Origin of the sequence: Nocardioides sp. GCM10023255, from assembly GCF_042653125.1 — a bacterium.
Taxonomy (GTDB): domain Bacteria; phylum Actinomycetota; class Actinomycetes; order Propionibacteriales; family Nocardioidaceae; genus Nocardioides.
On sequence record NZ_JBHSHU010000003.1, the window covers coordinates 331,958 to 349,430 of the forward strand.

Annotated in this window: 16 protein-coding genes; 3 read left to right on the top strand and 13 right to left on the bottom strand. The window is 72.4% G+C overall.

Annotation, left to right across the window (positions count from 1 at the left end; translation table 11 throughout):
* Complete coding sequence (locus tag ACFO9I_RS05390) at positions 1 to 279, top strand: muconolactone Delta-isomerase family protein (RefSeq protein WP_379178565.1); 279 nt, start codon at positions 1 to 3, stop codon at positions 277 to 279.
* Positions 269 to 685, top strand: a complete 417-nt coding sequence (locus tag ACFO9I_RS05395; protein WP_379178567.1) for a hypothetical protein — start codon at positions 269 to 271, stop codon at positions 683 to 685. Before ACFO9I_RS05390 ends, ACFO9I_RS05395 begins: the two co-directional genes overlap by 11 nt.
* Positions 686 to 708: 23 nt before the next feature.
* Here the strand turns inward: ACFO9I_RS05395 and ACFO9I_RS05400 are convergent, their stop codons facing one another.
* The 13 genes from ACFO9I_RS05400 to rocD form a co-directional block, all read right to left on the bottom strand.
* Complete coding sequence (locus ACFO9I_RS05400; protein WP_379178569.1) at positions 709 to 810, bottom strand: DUF6893 family small protein; 102 nt, start codon at positions 808 to 810, stop codon at positions 709 to 711.
* Positions 807 to 1,316 (bottom strand): hydrogenase maturation protease, encoded by a 510-nt coding sequence (locus tag ACFO9I_RS05405; RefSeq protein ID WP_379178571.1) that lies wholly within the window; start codon positions 1,314 to 1,316, stop codon positions 807 to 809. The genes ACFO9I_RS05400 and ACFO9I_RS05405 overlap by 4 nt, the downstream gene beginning before the upstream one ends.
* A complete protein-coding gene (locus ACFO9I_RS05410; protein WP_379178573.1) occupies positions 1,313 to 2,647 on the bottom strand; it encodes a hypothetical protein in 1,335 nt (444 codons plus the stop codon). Before ACFO9I_RS05410 ends, ACFO9I_RS05405 begins: the two co-directional genes overlap by 4 nt.
* The gene (locus ACFO9I_RS05415) at positions 2,644 to 3,324 is read right to left on the bottom strand and encodes a DUF6084 family protein (RefSeq protein WP_379178575.1); all 681 of its coding nucleotides are present in this window, start codon (positions 3,322 to 3,324) and stop codon (positions 2,644 to 2,646) included. The genes ACFO9I_RS05410 and ACFO9I_RS05415 overlap by 4 nt, the downstream gene beginning before the upstream one ends.
* Positions 3,321 to 3,956 (bottom strand): DUF5947 family protein, encoded by a 636-nt coding sequence (locus ACFO9I_RS05420; protein ID WP_379178577.1) that lies wholly within the window; start codon positions 3,954 to 3,956, stop codon positions 3,321 to 3,323. The genes ACFO9I_RS05415 and ACFO9I_RS05420 overlap by 4 nt, the downstream gene beginning before the upstream one ends.
* Positions 3,953 to 4,825: a NifU family protein gene (locus ACFO9I_RS05425; RefSeq protein WP_379178579.1), complete on the bottom strand. Its 873-nt coding sequence runs from the start codon at positions 4,823 to 4,825 to the stop codon at positions 3,953 to 3,955. The genes ACFO9I_RS05420 and ACFO9I_RS05425 overlap by 4 nt, the downstream gene beginning before the upstream one ends.
* Positions 4,803 to 5,588, bottom strand: coding sequence for a hydrogenase nickel incorporation protein HypB (hypB, locus tag ACFO9I_RS05430; RefSeq protein WP_379178581.1), 786 nt, complete (start codon positions 5,586 to 5,588; stop codon positions 4,803 to 4,805). Before hypB ends, ACFO9I_RS05425 begins: the two co-directional genes overlap by 23 nt.
* Positions 5,579 to 5,830, bottom strand: a complete 252-nt coding sequence (locus tag ACFO9I_RS05435) for a hydrogenase maturation nickel metallochaperone HypA (RefSeq protein ID WP_379178583.1) — start codon at positions 5,828 to 5,830, stop codon at positions 5,579 to 5,581. The genes hypB and ACFO9I_RS05435 overlap by 10 nt, the downstream gene beginning before the upstream one ends.
* A gap of 8 nt (positions 5,831 to 5,838) precedes the next feature.
* A complete protein-coding gene (locus tag ACFO9I_RS05440; RefSeq protein ID WP_379178585.1) occupies positions 5,839 to 7,632 on the bottom strand; it encodes a nickel-dependent hydrogenase large subunit in 1,794 nt (597 codons plus the stop codon).
* Between the two features lie 13 nt (positions 7,633 to 7,645).
* Positions 7,646 to 8,707: a hypothetical protein gene (locus ACFO9I_RS05445; protein ID WP_379178587.1), complete on the bottom strand. Its 1,062-nt coding sequence runs from the start codon at positions 8,705 to 8,707 to the stop codon at positions 7,646 to 7,648.
* Positions 8,708 to 8,882: 175 nt separating this feature from the next.
* The gene (locus ACFO9I_RS05450) at positions 8,883 to 9,293 is read right to left on the bottom strand and encodes a DUF7144 family membrane protein (protein WP_379178589.1); all 411 of its coding nucleotides are present in this window, start codon (positions 9,291 to 9,293) and stop codon (positions 8,883 to 8,885) included.
* Positions 9,294 to 9,416: 123 nt separating this feature from the next.
* A complete protein-coding gene (locus tag ACFO9I_RS05455) occupies positions 9,417 to 14,945 on the bottom strand; it encodes a carboxyl transferase domain-containing protein (protein ID WP_379178591.1) in 5,529 nt (1,842 codons plus the stop codon).
* Positions 14,946 to 15,090: 145 nt separating this feature from the next.
* The gene (rocD, locus tag ACFO9I_RS05460; protein ID WP_379178593.1) at positions 15,091 to 16,299 is read right to left on the bottom strand and encodes an ornithine--oxo-acid transaminase; all 1,209 of its coding nucleotides are present in this window, start codon (positions 16,297 to 16,299) and stop codon (positions 15,091 to 15,093) included.
* A 192-nt stretch (positions 16,300 to 16,491) separates the two neighbouring features.
* Here rocD and ACFO9I_RS05465 point away from each other — a divergent pair, with 192 nt between their 5' ends.
* Positions 16,492 to 17,208 carry a LamG domain-containing protein gene (locus ACFO9I_RS05465; protein ID WP_379178595.1) on the top strand — a complete coding sequence of 239 codons (717 nt, stop codon included), beginning with the start codon at positions 16,492 to 16,494 and terminating at the stop codon, positions 17,206 to 17,208.
* Positions 17,209 to 17,473 lie beyond the last annotated feature (265 nt).

Genomic DNA, 17,473 nt, shown 5'->3' on the forward strand with positions numbered 1-17,473 from the left:
ATGAAGTTCCTGGTCCTGTGGCAGCTCGAGCAGACCCTGCTCTCGGACGCGATGGTGCGCTCCATCGCGCGGATGCCGGAGTACGGCGCGCAGCTCGAGCAGCAGGGGAAGGTCCTGATGCGCTACCACGTCGTCGGCGCGCACGGCGGCGCCTGGATCTACGACGTCGACTCGCACGAGGAGTTCGAGCGGCTGCTGGCGGTGGCGCCGGTGTTCAACTTCGCGAGGTACACCGTGCATCCGCTCGCCGACATGGGCGGTGGTGGCGATGACGACTGAGCTGGGCCGCAGGCTCACCTCCTACGACGAGCTGGGTGCCCACCGGCACCTGGTGGTCAGCGAGCGGCTGCGGCTGCGTCGGCGGGAGCTGGGCCTGACGCAGAAGGAGGTGGTCAGCAGGCTGCGCCGGATCGGGGTCGTCACGACCAACAAGGCGCTGTCCAGCCTCGAGCACGGCGCCGGTCTCGACGTCGGCAAGCTCCCGGAGATCGCGCGCGCCCTCGAGTGCTCGCTGACCTACCTGGTGGGCCTGACCGCCGACCCGACCAGCTGGGAGCCGGACTTCGAGCACTGGCCCGGGCGGCGCCGGGGCGCTCCAGCTCCGACCGCGCCGTCACCCACCCGGGCCGCTCCCGCACAGCCGGCACCGAACGGCCTGCCGCCGATCCTGGGCCCCCTCGCCTGACGTCGTCACCCGTCGGGCTGGCCCTACATCCGCCGGATGTCGAGGTAGCGCTTGATGTCGGGCATCGACACGACGACGGCCGCGGCCGCACCACCCAGGACCAGCAGCCAGAACAGCTTCTTCACGACTTCCTCCTCATCTCCGCCTCGAGCACCCGGCAGACGAGGTCCGCCGCGGGCTCCACGGCGTTCCGCACCTCGTCGGTGAGGCCGATGCCCTCCTCCAGCGACCCCGGCTGGCAGCCCACGACGACGATCCGGTCCACCGATCCGCCCAGGGTGGGCACCAGCGTCATCACCCCGCCCGGCGACAGGTCGTGCGGGTCCAGCATCACCTCGGGCGGCGGGTCCGCCCCGGTCCCGCGGGGCGGGAGGTCGGGCTCGATGACGTAGAGGGTCCCGGACGGGCCGTCCTGGTGCGCCACGGTGTCGACGAGGACCAGCACGTCGTACCCGGTCAGCAGCTCGTAGACCAGGTGCACCGAGCGGATCCCGAAGTCCTCGACGCGGACCTCGTCGAGCGGCTCGCCGCCGGGCAGGACCCGGCTCCTCAGGGCGGCCGCGACCTCAGTCCCGAAGCCGTCGTCACCGAGGAAGATGTTGCCGACACAGGCGACCAGCACGCGCGTCATCGGACCTCCAGCGGCTCGACCTCGTCGGGAGCGAAGTAGAGGAACCTCCCGTGCGCCAGCTTCAGGTCGGCTCCCGGGTCGTCGTCGACGGTGACCGCGAGGTGCTGCTTGCCGTCGACGTCGTGGAGCACCGCGGCGACCGTGGCCGAGCGACCGGCCAGGAACAGGTCGTGCACGTCGGCACCCCGCGCGCCCGGCCGCAGCAGCACGCGGCTGCCGCGGCGTACGTCGACCGAGCCGATCCGGACCGCGCCGGTCCCGGGGTCGACCGAGCGGTCCGCCCCCGGGTCCCACCAGGGCACCAGCTCGTCCGGGGACGGCGTGGCGGACCCGGTCATGGCGTCCACGTAGCGCACCGTCCCGTGCAGCCGCTCCCACAGCTCGGGCGGCATGTCGTCGACCTCGCGCAGCAGCGCCGCGACCCGCGGGTCGGTGCCACGCACCTCGCGCCTCTCGGCCTCCGACAGCGTCATGGTGCGCAGGCTCAGCAGCTCGTCGATCTCGAGGGCGTCGAAGAACGAGCTCTCGCTCTGCGGCGCCAGCTCCGGGTGGTCGTAGAGGATGATGGGCGAGCTCAGCACGACGCGCCCCTGGCCCGGCGGGCCGGCGAGCACCGGGAAGACGCCCTCGTTGACGCAGGCCCCCACGAAGCCCGACGCCCACTCCGGCGGGTCGAGCAGGGAGACGAACGACGCGTCCGCGGTCTCGAGCAGCAGGTGGCAGGCGACCAGCGCGCGACGCAGCCACGCCGGCCGCCGGGACTCGGCGACCCTCGGTGGACCGGTGGCGTTGGTGACCCGGGCGGTCACGAGGGTCACGGGGTACGGCGAGGACGGACGCTCGGCCGTCACCTCGACCCGGACGCGCAGCGGCTCGCGGACCCGCACCAGGCGTCCCACTCCTGCGGGGAGCTCCTCGGTGGTGGTGCCGCCGGGCACGTCGAGCGTCGTGGTGAGGCCGTCGGGCAGGGGCACCTCGAGCGTCGCCTCCGTCTCCCGTGCCTCGTCCCAGGGCACGTACGCCACGTCTCCCGCCTCGAGCCGTTCGACCCGCTCGCCGTCCGGTCCCTCGACGTACCGCCGCTGGACCTGCAGGAACCGGACCGTCAGCCGCAGCGTCGGGTCCCGCCCGTCGAGCACGACACCGGTGCAGCAGGTGGCACGCTCCGAGGGGTCGGCGGCCACGGCGTCCGCGGGCATCAGCACGCCCCACTGCCACCGCACCTGGTTCTTCGACGAGGACGCCCGGTAGGGGTAGAGCACGTACCCCTCGAACAGCACGGCGTCGGCCACCGCCCGTGCGGACTCGAGAGCCGACCCGGGGGCGGTCACGTCCGGTCCTCGTCGAGCAGCCGGCCGAGCACGTCGTCCCAGCCGAGCAGGCCGTGTCGGCCCCGGTACGCCGAGAGCCGGTCGTGCGTGTCCCGCGAGACGCGCAGCCAGGCCTGGTCGGGGAAGTGGGCGTCCATCGCCTCGCGCCAGACCGCGACCGGCAGTCGTGCCGTCGTCTCCTTGTGCCACGGCACCGGTTCGACGGCGATCGACCCGGGCCGCCCGGTGAAGACCTGGCCGCTGAAGAGCAGCAGCAAGGGGGCCGCGCCCTCGTCGAGCCCGGCGAGCAGCTTGTGGGCCGCGACGTCGACGTCGTAGCTGACCGGCAGGGCGAGGTCAAACGCGCACTCACCGGTGAACCCGGGCAGGACGTGGGAGAGGAAGGCCAGCTGCAGCGGCTGCATGGTGGCTCCCCAGCGGGGCCGTTCGCCGAACAGGTCGACGACGCGGGCCGCCTCGCGGTCGTTGTAGTGCCGGCGCAGCGGCTCGATGCGGACCTGGCAGCGCAGCGCGAGCGCGTGCACCCGCACGCCGGACCGCTCCTCGGCACGCATCCGGAGCACCACCGTGGGGCCGGCGGCGAAGCGGTCCGCGACGACGTCCGTGCAGGTGAAGTCGACGTCGGCCACCGGCCTCGGTGCGCTCTCCGGCGCGGTGCCCGGGCCCGGGCCGGTCACGGGGTGCCGTCCCTGTGCACCGGGACGCTGCGCCGGTCGAGCACCGAGAAGTACGCGTCGATCTCCCGCCAGACCTCCGGGCCGCCCCCGAGGCCGGTCCAGGAGCGCCGCACGATGCCGACCAGCTCGTAGCAGAGGTCGATGGGCGCGAGGTGGCAGCTGAACCCGCCGTCGTGCCGGCGCAGCAGGACCGCCTCGACGTCGGGCTGCACCGACCCGAGCACCGGGTTCTCGGCCACCACGTCGGTCCACGCCGCCAGGTCGAGCAGCGACTCGGTGGCGCCGGCCGGCCCCGGGTAGAAGGCGAGGACCTGCTCGGCGTCGGTCTGCTCGAAGAAGAACGCGACGTCCACCGGGATCCGCAGCGCGTCCCACCGACCCTCGTCCAGGGCGAGATCGCTCACCCGGCGCACCTGCTCGCCGACGCCGCGGTAGCGACCGCCGCCGGCACCGTCGGGGGCGAAGAGGAGGTAGCAGGGCCGGCACACGCACAGCAACCGGTGCTGGGCCACGTCGGCGACGTGCCCGTGCCGCTCCCCGATGCCGACGGTGCAGAGCTCGCACACCTCCTCCGGCGCCGGAGGGGCGGGCTTCGGGGCGCTGATCCGCCGCAGGGCACCGAGCCCGCTCACCGCTGGACCATCCCTGCCGGTGCCTGCGCCGGGAGCGACAGCTTCCACGCACCGCGCTCGGGGAGCAACGGCAGCGGCGTGAGGTGCTCGACGCCCGGCGCACCGGCGGCCCGACCGGCGAGCCGGGCGTCGTACGCGTGGCCGGCCGGGCAGGACAGCCGGTCGCCCTCGAGCGAGCCGCCGGACAGCGGAGCCGAGCAAGCCGGGCAGCGGTCGAGGTAGGCGACCAGGGTGCCGTCGAGGTTGGCGACGACCACGTCCTGCCCGGCGACGTCGTGCGCGGCCATGGTGCGCGGGGGGACGTCGAGGTCGAGGTGCTGCCACCCTTCCCCACGATCGGTGGCCTCGGGACCGGCGGGCCGGAACGGCTGGATCTGGAGCAGGGCCGGCCCGTCCTCGACCATGCCCTCCGCCTCCACGGCGACCACGTCGGGCGCGGCCAGCAGGATGGCGTCCTCGATCGCGCTCCTGACGGTCAGGGTGGACGACGGGCACCCGTCGCAGCTGCCCTCGAGCCGCAGGTGCACGACGCCCTGCTCGTCCACACCCGACAGCGACACGCCACCTGCGTGCGATCCCAGGTAGGGCCGGACCCGCTCGAGCGCCGCCTGGACCCGGGTGTCCACGTCGTCGGGGTGCAGGTCGTGCAGGACCAGCAGGTTGCCCACGACCTCGTCGCCGGCCAGGTCGCGCACGGCGGTCTCCGGCATGGACCCCACGATGCGGCGGAGCCCCTCGCCGTAGAGCGCCATCACGCACTGCACCAGCTCCTCCGCGCGCCCGGTCACCGCTGGGGGCGCCCCCTGCCCGAGCTCGTCCAGCAGCTCGTCGATGCGCTCGCTGACCTCACGGACCGACAGTGGCTCCACGGTGGTCTCCTTCTGCACGGCGGTGGGCTTCCCCGGTGGCTGCGGTGAGCGCGTCGAGCCAGCCGTACCAGTCCTCGACGCCCTCCCCCGTCCGGACCGACAGCGGCAGGACGACGACGTCCCTCGTGAGGGCGCGGGCCTGCTCGCGCAGCCGGCGCAGGTCGAAGTCGACGTGCGGCAGGAGGTCGGTCTTGTTGACCACGACGAGGTCGGCGGCCGCGAACATCGTGGGGTACTTCAGCGGCTTGTCGTCGCCCTCGGTGACCGAGATGACGACCACCCGGGCGTGCTCGCCGACGTCGAAGAGCGCCGGGCAGACGAGGTTCCCGACGTTCTCGACGAAGAGCAGCGAGCCGGGGTCCGGGTCGAGCGCGTGCAGGGCGCGGTCGACCATGGCGGCATCGAGGTGGCAGCCCGAGCCGGTGTTGACCTGGATCGCCCGGGCCCCGGCGCGGATGATGCGGTCGGCGTCGAAGGCCGTCTCCTGGTCGCCCTCGACCACGTGGATCCGGCCGCCGCGCTCGGCGATGGTGCGCTCCAGCAGCGAGGTCTTGCCCGAGCCCGGCGAGCTCATCAGGTTGACGGCCGTGATCCCCCGCGCCGCGAGGAAGGCCCGGACGTGCCCTGCGAGGTGGTCGTTCTTCGCCAGCAGCCGCTCCTCGAGGACGAGCTGCTCGTGCTCCGGGTGCTCGTGGTGGTGGTCGTGCCGCTCGGGGAGGGAGAGCCGCGCCTCGTCGGCGCCACAGCCACAGGTCAGGCACATGGCGCCTCCCGGACCAGCTCCACGTGCGAGAGGTCCAGCTCGTCCCCGACCGTCCGCTCCACCACCAGGGTGGCGCCCTCGAGAGGTCCGCCGGCGGCGACGACCTCGAAGCAGAACTCCATCGCCTCGGGCACCACCCCGGACAGCTCCCCCACCCGCAGGTGGACCGCGGCGACCGTGCGGCCGACCGTGCGGTCCACGACCAGGTCGACGAGGCTCTGGGTGAGGGCGAGCTCGTGCACGTGCGGCCTCAGTACGGCTTGACCGGCATCGTGGGCGTGTGCAGCTGCTGGACCACGCGTCCGCCACCGGTGTACATGTGCACGCCGCACGGCAGGCACGGGTCGAAGCTGCGCACCGCGCGCATGATGTCGATGCCCTTGAAGGTGTCGGGCGGGTTCTCCTCGAAGATCGGCGTGTTCTGCACGGCGTCCTCGTAGGGCCCGGGGGTGCCGTAGGTGTCCCGGACGCTGCCGTTCCACGGCGTGGGCGGGTAGGGGTGGTAGTTGGCGATCTTGCCGTCGCGGATCACCATGTGGTGGCTGAGCACGCCGCGGACCGCCTCGGTGAAGCCCACCGACACGGCGGTGTCGGGCACCTCGAACGACGTCCAGGTGTCGGTGCGGCCGGCGCGGATCTCGGCCAGGGCCATGTCGGTGAAGTGCAGCGCGAGCGCGGCGGCGTACGCCTGGAAGTAGGTGCGCGCCCGGTTGCGCTCGATCGCGTTGCTCCACCTCGGCACCTTCCACTCGAAGGTGACCTCGGGCTTGAGCGCGGTGCGCGGCAGGTTGATGACCACGCTGTTCCCGGTGGCCTTCACGTAGCCGCAGTCGACCAGCCCGCTCAGCGCCGTGGACCACAGCCGGGCGAGCGGACCGCCGCCGGTGTCGAGCGCGAGGTGGTCGGTGCCGTCGAACCAGCGCGGCGACATGGTCCACGAGTACTGGTTGTCGAAGTCGCGCTTGGCCGGCTTGGGGATCGTGTGCTGGTTCCACGGGTGCCGCACGTCGACGGGGTTGCCGAGCGGGTCGTTGTCGACGAAGACCTCGCGCCCGCTCTTCACCCAGTCCTCGTAGTAGGAGCTGCCGAGCAGGATGCGGATGCCGAGGTTGATGTCGACGAGGTCGTTGGTGACCAGTCGGCCGTCCACCACCACCCCGGGCGTCACGAACATCTTCTTCCCCCAGTCCGACATGGTCTGGTAGCGGAAGTCGCAGTACGCCGGGTCGTTGAGGCTGCCCCAGCACCCCAGCAGGATCCGCCTCTCCCCCACGTGCTCGTAGCCGGGCAGCGCCTCGTAGAAGAAGTCGAAGAGGTCGTCGTGCAGGGGCACGACCTTCTTCATGAACTCGACGTAACGCATCAGCCGGGTCAGGTAGTCGGTGAAGAGCTGGATGGTCGCCGTCGTGCCCACGCCGCCCGGGTAGAGCGTCGAGGGGTGCACGTGCCGACCCTCCATCAGGCAGAACATCTCGCGGGTGTAGCGGCTGACGTGCAGCGCCTCGCGGTAGAACTCGCCCTCGAGGGGGTTGAGGGCGCGCATGATGTCGCCGATGGTGCGGTAGCCGTGGATGTCGGCGTGCGGGGCCTCGGTCGTGTCAGCCCGCTCCAGCACGCCGGGGTTGGTCTCCTTGACCATCCGCTCGCAGTAGTCCACCCCGACCAGGTTCTCCTGGAAGATGTTGTGGTCGAACATGTACTCCGCGGCCTCGCCGAGGTTGATGATCCACTCCCCCAGGGGCGGCGGCGCGATGCCGTAGGCCATGTTCTGGTTGTAGACCGAGCAGGTCGCGTGGTTGTCGCCGCAGATGCCACAGATCCGGCTGGTGATGAAGTGGGCATCACGCGGGTCCTTGCCCTGCATGAAGAGGCTGTAGCCGCGGAAGATCGACGAGGTGCTGTGGCACTCGCGGACCTCCTTCTGCTTGAAGTCGATCGAGGCGTAGATCCCCAGGCTGCCCACGATGCGGGTCACGGGGTCCCACGACATCTCGACGACGTCGGTGTCCTGCGAGCTGGTCCGGCGGGGCTCGGTCATGGTCATCGCGGTGCACTCCTCACCAGGTCTTCTGGAAGCCGGTCTTGAGCTCGCGGCCCTTGGTGCGCCAGCGCGGCTCCTTGTCGAGGGTCGCCTTGGTCAGGCCACGCAGCCGCTTGACCGCGATCCCGTAGACGGCGCTGCCCTTGGAGGAGAGCTTGGCGCCGGGTGGCTCGTCCATGAACGGCATGAACTTGTCGGGGAAGCCGGGCATGGTGCAGCCGATGCAGATGCCGCCGACGTTGGGGCAGCCGCCGACCCCGTTGATCCAGCCGCGCTTGGGGACGTTGCACTTGACCACCGGTCCCCAGCAGCCGAGCTTGACGATGCACTTCTCCGAGCCGTACTCGGTGGCGAAGTCGCCCTGCTCGTAGTAGCCGGCCCGGTCGCAGCCCTCGTGGACGGTCGCCCCGAAGAGCCACCGCGGCCGCAGGGCCTCGTCCAGCGGGATCATCGGGGCCTGGCCCGCGACCTGGTAGAGCAGGTAGGTGATCGTCTCGGAGAGGTTGTCCGGGTGGATCGGGCAGCCCGGCACGCAGACGATCGGCAGGCCTGCCTTGGACTTCCAGTCCCAGCCGAGGTAGTCGGGCACTCCCATGGCACCGGTCGGGTTGCCGGACATCGCGTGGATGCCGCCGTACGTCGCGCAGGTGCCGACCGCGATCACGGCCGTGGCCTTCGGAGCCAGTCGGTCGAGCCACTCGGACGTGGTCATCGGCTGCCCGGTCATCGGGTTGTTGCCGAACCCGCACCAGTACCCCTCGTCCTTGATCGCCTCGTTCGGGATCGACCCCTCGACGACCAGGACGAAAGGCTCGAGCTCGCCGCGGTCGGCCCGGTGCCACCACTCGATGAAGTTGTCCGCCCCCTGCTCGGGCCCGCACTCGAAGTCGATCAGCGGCCAGTGCACCGCGATCTTCGGCAGGCCCGGCAGCGCGCCGAGCACGATCTCCTCGATGCTCGGCTGGGTGGCCGCGGTGAGGGCGACCGAGTCGCCGTCACAGCTGAGGCCCCCGTTCATCCAGAGGATGTGCACGACACCCTCGTCCGCCTGCGTGTCGGGCTCTGCGACGCTCGTCATCTGCCCACCGCCTTCGCGCGTGTCCCCGGATCTGCGGCCTTGTGGCCCCACCGTTCATCCTGCGCGCACCGGGTCCCGCGGGTCAGCCGCTGTGAGTGCCTCGGTTTCGACGCAATCCGGGAGTCTGCGATCCGGCGACCTCGCGACCCCGTCGGGGGGCGCCGGGCGCGGCTCGTCAGTCCACGTGCCCCAGCTGGGTGCTGAGCGCCCAGACCACGAGCACGTCGAGGGCGATGAGGGTGATGGCCCAGAACGGGTAGTGCGGGATGAACGCGAAGTTCGTCAGCATCGAGAGGCCGGCCACCAGCATCCCGGAGACGAGGGCCCACGACTTGCGCATCAGGATCCCGACGGCGACCAGGATGCCGATGGCGCCGAGGACGAGGTGCACCCACCCCCACGCCGTCATGTCGAACTGGTACAGGTAGTCGCTGCCCTGGGAGTAGAGGTCGTCGTTGGCGACCGCGGACGCGCCCTGGATCATCCCGAAGCCGCCCGCGACCAGCAGCATCACGCCGGCGAACGTGCCGACCACGTCCGCCCAGGCGCCCCTGGTCGAGTACTCGTACGCGTCGTCCGTGCCCATGCCGACCTCCTCGACGCCCGCCCTCGCGGCGGGGCACCAGCAGTCCCACACTCCGCGACGGAGCGCGGCCCCGTCATCACCCGCCGGGGGTGAGCGAGGCCGCGCCGATGAGCGTCTCCGGGGTCAGCCCTCGCCGCGCACGTGCTTCTCGATGACGGCGATGATCTCCGGGCGCAGCCGCGCGGCGGGGATCACCGCGTCGACCGAGCCGACCTCGACCGCGCGGTGGATGTTGTGGATCCCGTCGAACTCCGCGGCCACCTCGCTGATCTTCTCCGCGCGGGTCGCGGCGCGCAGCTCGGCCTGCTCGACGACCAGCGCGCTGCGCTCGGCGCCGGTGGCCTCGCTGATCCGGGCCTGGAGCTCGACCATGGCCGGGCTCGCGGCGGTGCGCTTCTCGACCTCGCCGGTGAAGACGACCGCCGCCGCGGGCGCGCCGCCGATGACCGAGGCGTAGGAGCCCTCGAGCGCCAGCACCGTCATGTTCGGGTTGAGTGCCTTGGAGAACACGACGAACGCGCCGCCGTGGTAGCGCGAGATCACGCAGAACACGATCGGGCCGCGGAAGTTGACGATGGCCCGGCCGATCTCGGCGCCGTACTCCAGCTGCAGGTTGCGCATGGAGTCAGGCGACCCGTCGAAGCCCGAGAGGTTCGCCAGCACGACGAGCGGCCGGTTGCCGCTCGCGGCGTTGATCGCACGCGCCGCCTTCTTCGACGACCGCGGGAACAGGGTGCCGGCGGTGTAGGTGTCGGGTCCGTCGGTGGGCGGGAAGCCGCGCCGACGCACCGGCCGCGACTCGATGCCGAGCAGGCAGACCGGGTAGCCGCCGAGGTGGGCGTCCTGGACCACGGCCGTGTCGGCATCGGCCATGCCGGCCCAGCGCTCGAGCGTCGGGTGGTCCTGGTCGGCGACGGCCCGCATCACCGTGCGGATGTCGAACGCCTTCTTCCGGTCCGGGTTGGTGACCGAGGAGAAGATCTCGCCGACCGTCCGGAAGTCGCTGCCCTCGGCGTCGTGCGGGTACGACGAGATGTCGCGCTCGGTGTCGTCGGTGGTGGGCGCGCGCCGCGGGGACGTCTCGCCGGGCACGACGTACGTGTGCTCGTAGTGCGACATCAGCACGTCGAACGCACCCGCCAGGTTCGGCGCCCAGTACTGCGCCTGGCCGTTGGGGCCCATCACCCGGTCGTAGCCGCCGATGCCGAAGTTGTCCTCGGCGGAGACACCGCCGGAGAAGTCCAGCGACTGCTTGCCGGTGAGCACCATCGCGCTGTCCGGCGTCATCACCAGGATGCCCTTGGTGTGCATGAGCATCGTGGCCTCGGCGTTCCAGTACGGCTGCGCGCCGACGTTGATGCCGGCCACCACGACGTTGATCTCGCCGCCGGCCTGGGTGAACTCCACGATCCGGCGCAGGGCCGCCGCGACCCAGTCCATGTTCTCGGTGCCGGAGTCCATCGAGATGCGGGCGCCGGCCGAGAGCGCGAACCACTCCACCGGGACCTGCATCCGCTCGGCGAGGTCGAGCGCGGCGATCACCCGCAGGCACTCCGGCTCGGAGACCGAGCCGAGCGACTTGGTCGGGTCGCCGCAGAGCACCACGCGGGTGACGCCCTCGGGGTGCAGGGGCGTGGGCGTGGTGACGACCGCGACCAGGATCCCGGCCTTGTTGAGGCCACGGGGACGGTCGACCGGGACCAGCGCGCCGGTGTCGTCGAGGTCGTGCTCGACCGAGCTGCCGCCCGGGCCGCTGAGCACGGCCTCCAGCTCGTAGGGGTAGACCAGGCCGCGTCGGCGGGCCCGCAGCACCTTGGCGGCGTAGTCGTCGAGCGGGCGCAGCAGCTCGGTGGGCGGCTCCTCGATCGAGGAGACGACCCCGGCGCCGGGCTGGGCACCGAAGCGCACGACCACCGGGACCGGCGGGCCGTCCGGGGTGGCGACGCGCCCCTGGGCGAGCACCTCCTCGATGCCGGCGCCGTCGGTGAGCGGGCGGATCTTGTTGCCGAGCGCCTTGAGGCCGCTCTCGTCGATGTCGACGACCGGCCAGACGTGGACCCACACGTGGTTCATGTCGAGCTTGGCGCCGGCCGTGCCGCGAGCCACCCGCGCCCGGCGGATGGCCTCGAGGCAGTTCTCCACCGCGCGCTCGGCGTGCGGGAGGCCGGTGACCACGCCGTTCTCGTCACGGACCACGGCGAGCTGGCGCACCTGGGCCAGCGCCACCAGCCGCCGGTCCGCGGGGTTCTCGCGGGCGACGCACTCGTAGAGCAGCACGTCCTCGGGCGCCTCGATGCGGGTCACGTGGAAGTTGCGGAGCCGCCACAGGTTCAGCCGGCGGCCCACCATCGGGTGCACCCCGCGGATCAGGTCGTCCTCGGCGACGGAGCCGTCCTCGGTGGGCCGGAACGCGTAGTAGCCGACCGGCCGGCTCCCGCCCGCGCACACGGCTACGGAGACGCGGCGTACGTCGCGGGCGAAGGGCAGCGCCTCGACCAGCGGCCGCAGCTGCTCGCTCGCCGCGTCGGCCGACTCCGGCGCGTCGGGCCAGTGCAGGTAGAGGTCGACGACGGCCTCGTCACCGGTACGCCGCTCCGCGAGGTGGGTCGCGACCGCAGTGGCCAGGCCACCGGCGGCGTCGCCCAGCTCGGCGATCGTGCCCACCGTCGAGACGACGCGGGTCGGACGGTCGTCGAGCGTGTAGTCGGCGACCACGAAGGGCCGGCCGTTCTCGATCGTGCGCAGGTCGTGCAGGTCGAAGTCGCGGTAGTGCCGGCGCACCAGCACCTCGAGCATCGGCTCCCGGGCTGGGACGCCGCCCTCGAGCCGCTCGGCCAGGAAGCGGACGATCTGCTCGGGGATGGCCGCGAGCGCCTCGATCCGGTCCGCGCGGTCGGTGAGGCCGCCGTCGGCCACCAGCGCGGCGAGCTCGTCGCGCACGCCGGCGAGCACGTCGGCCCGCTCGGCGTCCACCGACGGCTGGTCGAACCAGCGGAACCGGACGCTGCGAGCGAGGTCGCCGACCACCGGGAAGCGCAGCTGGGTCGCGCGGCCGAGGCGCTCGAGCAGCAGCCGGGCGCGCGGGGCCTCGTCACCGGAGGGCGGCGGCTCCTCGATCCAGCGACCGAGCACCGCGGACGCCAGCGCCACCTCGGGGGCGGACCGCTGCTGGGCCAGGAAGATGCGGAACACCGCCTCCTCGAGCGCGGGCGTCCGCTCGAGGTCCTCCACCCCGTAGTGCCGCAGCACCCGCAGCAGCCGGTCGCGGAACTCGTCGGGCAGGCCGCCGCGCTCCACGTCGAGGCTCTGCAGGAACGTGTGGAAGTGCTCGCGCGAGCTGTGCACGCGCAGCTCGGTGTGGCGCTCCTCGTCGAGCGGCCGGTTGCGGCTCAGCTCCGCGAGGTCGGCGAAGGTGCCGAGCAGCTCCATCTCGTCGGCGACCACCGCGACGCCCTGGGCGCGCAGCTCCTCACGGGCGGCGAGGTAGTCGCGCAGCACGCCGTCCTGGTCCTGCGGCGGCAGGTCGTAGCCGAGCAGCACGGCGCTCAGCCCCTCGAGCGCACGCGCCGCACGCACCTGCGCCGACTGGCCGTCCTCGGGGCCGGGCAGGTCCAGCGCCGGCCCGTCCTGGGCGACCACGGCCTCTTCGGCGCCGTCCCCGACCGGCTCGAGCTTGACCAGCGCGGCACCCGTCTCGACCTGGCTGCCGGTGATGACCAGCAGCTCCTTGACCCGGGCGGCGAACGGCGCGTGCAGCACCGTCTCCATCTTCATCGACTCCAGCACGAGGACCGGGGCACCGGCCTCGACCTCCTCGCCGACCGCGGCGGGCGTGGCGACCACCAGGGCGGGCGCCGGCGAGCGCAGCACACCACCCTCGTCGCGGCTCACCCGGTGGGCGACACCGTCGACCTCGACCAGGGTGCTGGGACCGTGGGTGGCCGTGACGACGTGGTGGCGACGACCGCCGACCACGAGCCGGCGGTGGAACCGGTCGATCCGCTCCAGCTCGACGTCGACGGTCTGCGCGCTGGTGCCCGCGGCGACCGTGACGCGGTAGCGCGACGGACCGGTGTTGACCGTGGAGACCTGGTACGTCGTGCCGCGCAGCTTGAGCTCGACGGGCCGGCCGGCCTGGTGCTGGGCCTGGGGGCGGCCGCCGTGGGCGGTCTCCAGCAGCCGGGCGACCTCGAGCTCGAGGCCGTCGACGTACGCCTCGATCGCGGCCGCGACCACGGCGACCCCGGCGTGCTCCTGGGCGACCAGCCGGCCCTCGCCGCGGACCCGGTCGATCCAGCTGGTGTCGGCCCAGCCGCCGGTGCCGTCGACCACCTCGGGCTGGGCGAGCAGGTCGAGCACGAAGCTCTTGTTGCAGGCACCGCCCTCGATCACGACGGTGGTCTCGGTCATGGCCCGACGCAGCCGGGCGAGCGCCTCGTCGCGGGTGCGGCCGTAGGCGATGATCTTGGCGATCATCGAGTCGAAGTCGGGCGGGATCGTGTCGCCCTCGGCGACCCCCGTGTCGACCCGGACGCCCGGGCCCGACGGCAGGTCGAGGCGGACGATGCGGCCGGGGGCCGGCGCGAAGTCGCGGTCCGGGTCCTCGGCGTTGAGCCGCGCCTCCACGGCATGCCCCGCCTCGCCCGGCTTCTCGGCGTACAGGTCGGTGAGCCGGCCGCCGGCCGCGACGTGGATCTGCGCCTTGACCAGGTCGACGTCGGTGGTGGCCTCGGTGATCGAGTGCTCGACCTGCAGGCGGGTGTTGACCTCGAGGAACGCGAAGGTCCGCTCCCCCGGGTGGTAGAGGAACTCGACGGTGCCGGCGCCGACGTACCCGACCGCGACGGCGAGCCGCTCGGCGGCGGCCTTGAGCTCGTCGGCCTGCTCGCTGCTCAGCAGCGGAGATGACGACTCCTCGATGACCTTCTGGTTGCGGCGCTGGATCGAGCAGTCACGCACCCCGATCGCCCACGCCGTGCCGTGGCCGTCGGCGATCAGCTGCACCTCGACGTGACGGGCGCCGGTCACCAGCCGCTCCAGGAAGACGGTGCCGTTGCCGAAGGCGCGCAGCGCCTCGTCGCTGGTGCGCTGGTAGGCGTCCTCGAGGTCGGCGGCCGAGGCCACCATCCGGATGCCGCGGCCGCCACCGCCGGCGGTCGCCTTCAGCATCAGCGGGTAGCCGATCTCCTTGGCTGCGGCCAGCGCCCCCTCGAGCGTCTCGACCGCTCCGCGGCTCCAGGGCGCCACCGGCACCCCGACCTCCTCGGCGATCAGCTTGGAGCCGATCTTGTCACCGAGCTTGCGCATCGCCTCTGCACTCGGGCCGATGAAGGTGATCCCGAGCCGGTCGCACAGGTCGACGAACGCCGGGTCCTCGGCCACGAAGCCCCAGCCGGGCCAGACCGCGTCCGCACCCGACTCCACCAGCGCCCGCTCGAGCACGGCGAGGTCGATGTACGGCCGGGCAGATGCCGGCCCGAGGTCGTGGGTGAGGTCGGCCTCGCGCGCGAACATCGCGCCGCTCTCGCCCTCGGTGTGCAGCGCCACCGTCTGGATCGGGCCGTCGCCGGACGCGTTGATCTCCCTCACTGCGTGGATCAGCCGCATGGCGGCCTCGCCACGGTTCACGATCGCAATGCGAGAGAACGACATGCACACCTCCGGTCGGACCGACGGGACCGCCTGCGTGTCCCACACGCAACCTGTCACGACTCGAGGGTTACGAGCCAGTCACATCGCTGGCGGGTCGCGTCGGTCCGGCTACCGGACACCCCCAGCGCCCGGGCCACGGGCGCTCTCAGCCGTCGGCCAGCTCCCCCACGGCGTCGGCCAGCTGCCCGAGCCCCCAGACCAGGTCCTCCTCGTCGATGGTGAGCGGCGGGGAGATCCGCATCGTCGAGCCGTGGGTGTCCTTGGCCAGCACGCCGCGCCGGGCCAGCGCCTCGCAGAGGTCGCGGCCGGTGCCGAGCGAGGGGTCGAGGTCGACACCCGCCCACAGGCCGTGCACGCGCACGGCGAGCAGCCCGCGGCCCACCAGCGGGGCGAGGCCGTCACGCAGCACGGGCTCGAGGGCGGCGGCCCGGCGCTGCGGCTCCCCGCTCTCGAGCAGCCGCAGCACCGCGCGGCCGACAGCGGTCGCGAGCGGGTTGCCGCCGAAGGTGCTGCCGTGGCTCCCGGGCGTGAACACCCCCATCACGTCGCGGTCCGCAGCCACCGCGGACAGCGGCACGATGCCGCCGCCGAGCGCCTTGCCGAGGACGTAGACGTCCGGCACGACGGACTCGTGGTCGCAGGCGAAGGTGCGACCGGTGCGCCCGAGCCCGGACTGGATCTCGTCGGCCACCATCAGCACGTCGTTGGCCACGCACAGACGGCGTACGTCGGTGAGGTAGCCGCGGGGCGGCACGACCACGCCCGCCTCGCCCTGGACCGGCTCGACGAGCACGGCGGCCGTGGTGTCGTCGATCGCGGCGGCGAGCGCGTCGGCGTCGCCGTACGGCACCGCGCGGAAGCCGGGCGTGTAGGGGCCGTAGTGCGCCCGGGCCACGTGGTCGTCGGAGAAGCTGACGATGCTGATGGTGCGTCCGTGGAAGTTGCCGTGCATGACGATGACGGTCGCCGTCCCGTCCGGGATCCCCTTCACCTCGTGCCCCCAGCGCCGCGCCAGCTTGAGGGCGGTCTCGACGCCCTCGGCCCCGGAGTTCATCGGCAGCACCACGTCCTTGCCGGTCAGCGCGGACAGCTCGTCGCAGAAGGGACCGAGCTGGTCGTGGTGGAAGGCCCTGCTGGTGAGGGTGAGCCGGTCGAGCTGCGCGCGGGCGGCCGCGACGAGCTCGGGGTTCCGGTGCCCGAAGTTGAGCGCGGAGTAGGCCGCGAGGAAGTCGAGGTAGCGGTTGCCCTCGTCGTCGGTGAGCCAGGCGCCCTCGCCATGGGTCACCATCACCGGCAACGGGTGGTAGTTGTGCGCGCCGTGCACGTCCTCGAGCTGGATCGGGGTGGCATTCAACGGGTCGGCCCCTTCCGTGCGTCGCGGCGCGTCCGGGTCGTCGGACCCCGCGTCGCCGACTCTACGAGGGATGGCCGGGTCGGACTCCGGACACCGGGCCGGACGGCTGCGGGATACCCCAAATCGCTGATGCCCGGCCCCCGGTGCCTGCGCGTACAACGGTGTACGTGCTTCCCTGCCGGTGGAGGGGTGATGGGACGAGTGCTGGGGGGCATCGTGGGATCGGCGGCAGCGCTGGTGCTGCTGCTGGCTCAGCCCTGCGCGGCTTCGGTCGTCGGCGACTGGCAGATGGACGAGCCACCCGGCGCGACCGCGATGGTCGACTCCTCGGGGCACGGCCTCACCGGCGACGTCGGCAGCCTGGTGCAGACGGGGATCCCCACCCCCACCGGGCTCGGCTACCGGTTCAGCGGCGAAAGCACCGAACGCGACCCGGAACGGCTCGTCGTGGTGCCCGACGACCCCCTGCTCGACCCCCACTCGCGGGCGTACTCCGTCACGCTGAGGTTCAAGACGCACCTGGGCTCGCGCAACCTGGTCCAGAAGGGCCAGTCCGGTGAGCCGGGCGGGTACTGGAAGGTGGAGCTGCACCGGGGATGGCCCACCTGCCTCTTCCGGGACGAGACCGGGCTGACCAGGGCCGTCGGGTTGGTGAACGGGCCCAAGTCGTGGCGCGCCGACGACCGACGGTGGCACACGGTCCGCTGCGAGCGACGGCCGAGGAGCGTGCGGATCAAGCTCGACGCCGGCACACCTCACGCGGTCACCAAGAAGGTCCACGGGCGCCTCGGCCGGATCGCCAACCAGCGACCGCTCATGATCGGCGGCAAGCTCGACTGCTCCGGAGAGGCCGTCGGGTGCGACTACCTCACCGGGAAGATGGACTGGTTGCGGATCCGGAAGCGGTGAGGCTTCGGCTCGGCCCGGGCTCGGGCTCGGGCTCGGGCTCGGCTACAGCTTCGGCCTCGGTTCAGGTCGGCTCCTGTCGAGGCTTGCTGCCGGCTCTCGGGCTGCTTCGGGTTGCGGTCCTGGCTGGCTACAGGGAAGGTCGGCTGGGGTTGGGGTCGGCTCCCGGGCCTCGGCTGGCTTGGGGTGCGGTTTGGTCCCCAACCGCATCACTTTCCGCAATTTCGATGCGGTCTCTGACCAAACGACGCGGTCCCGTCCAGCCCCG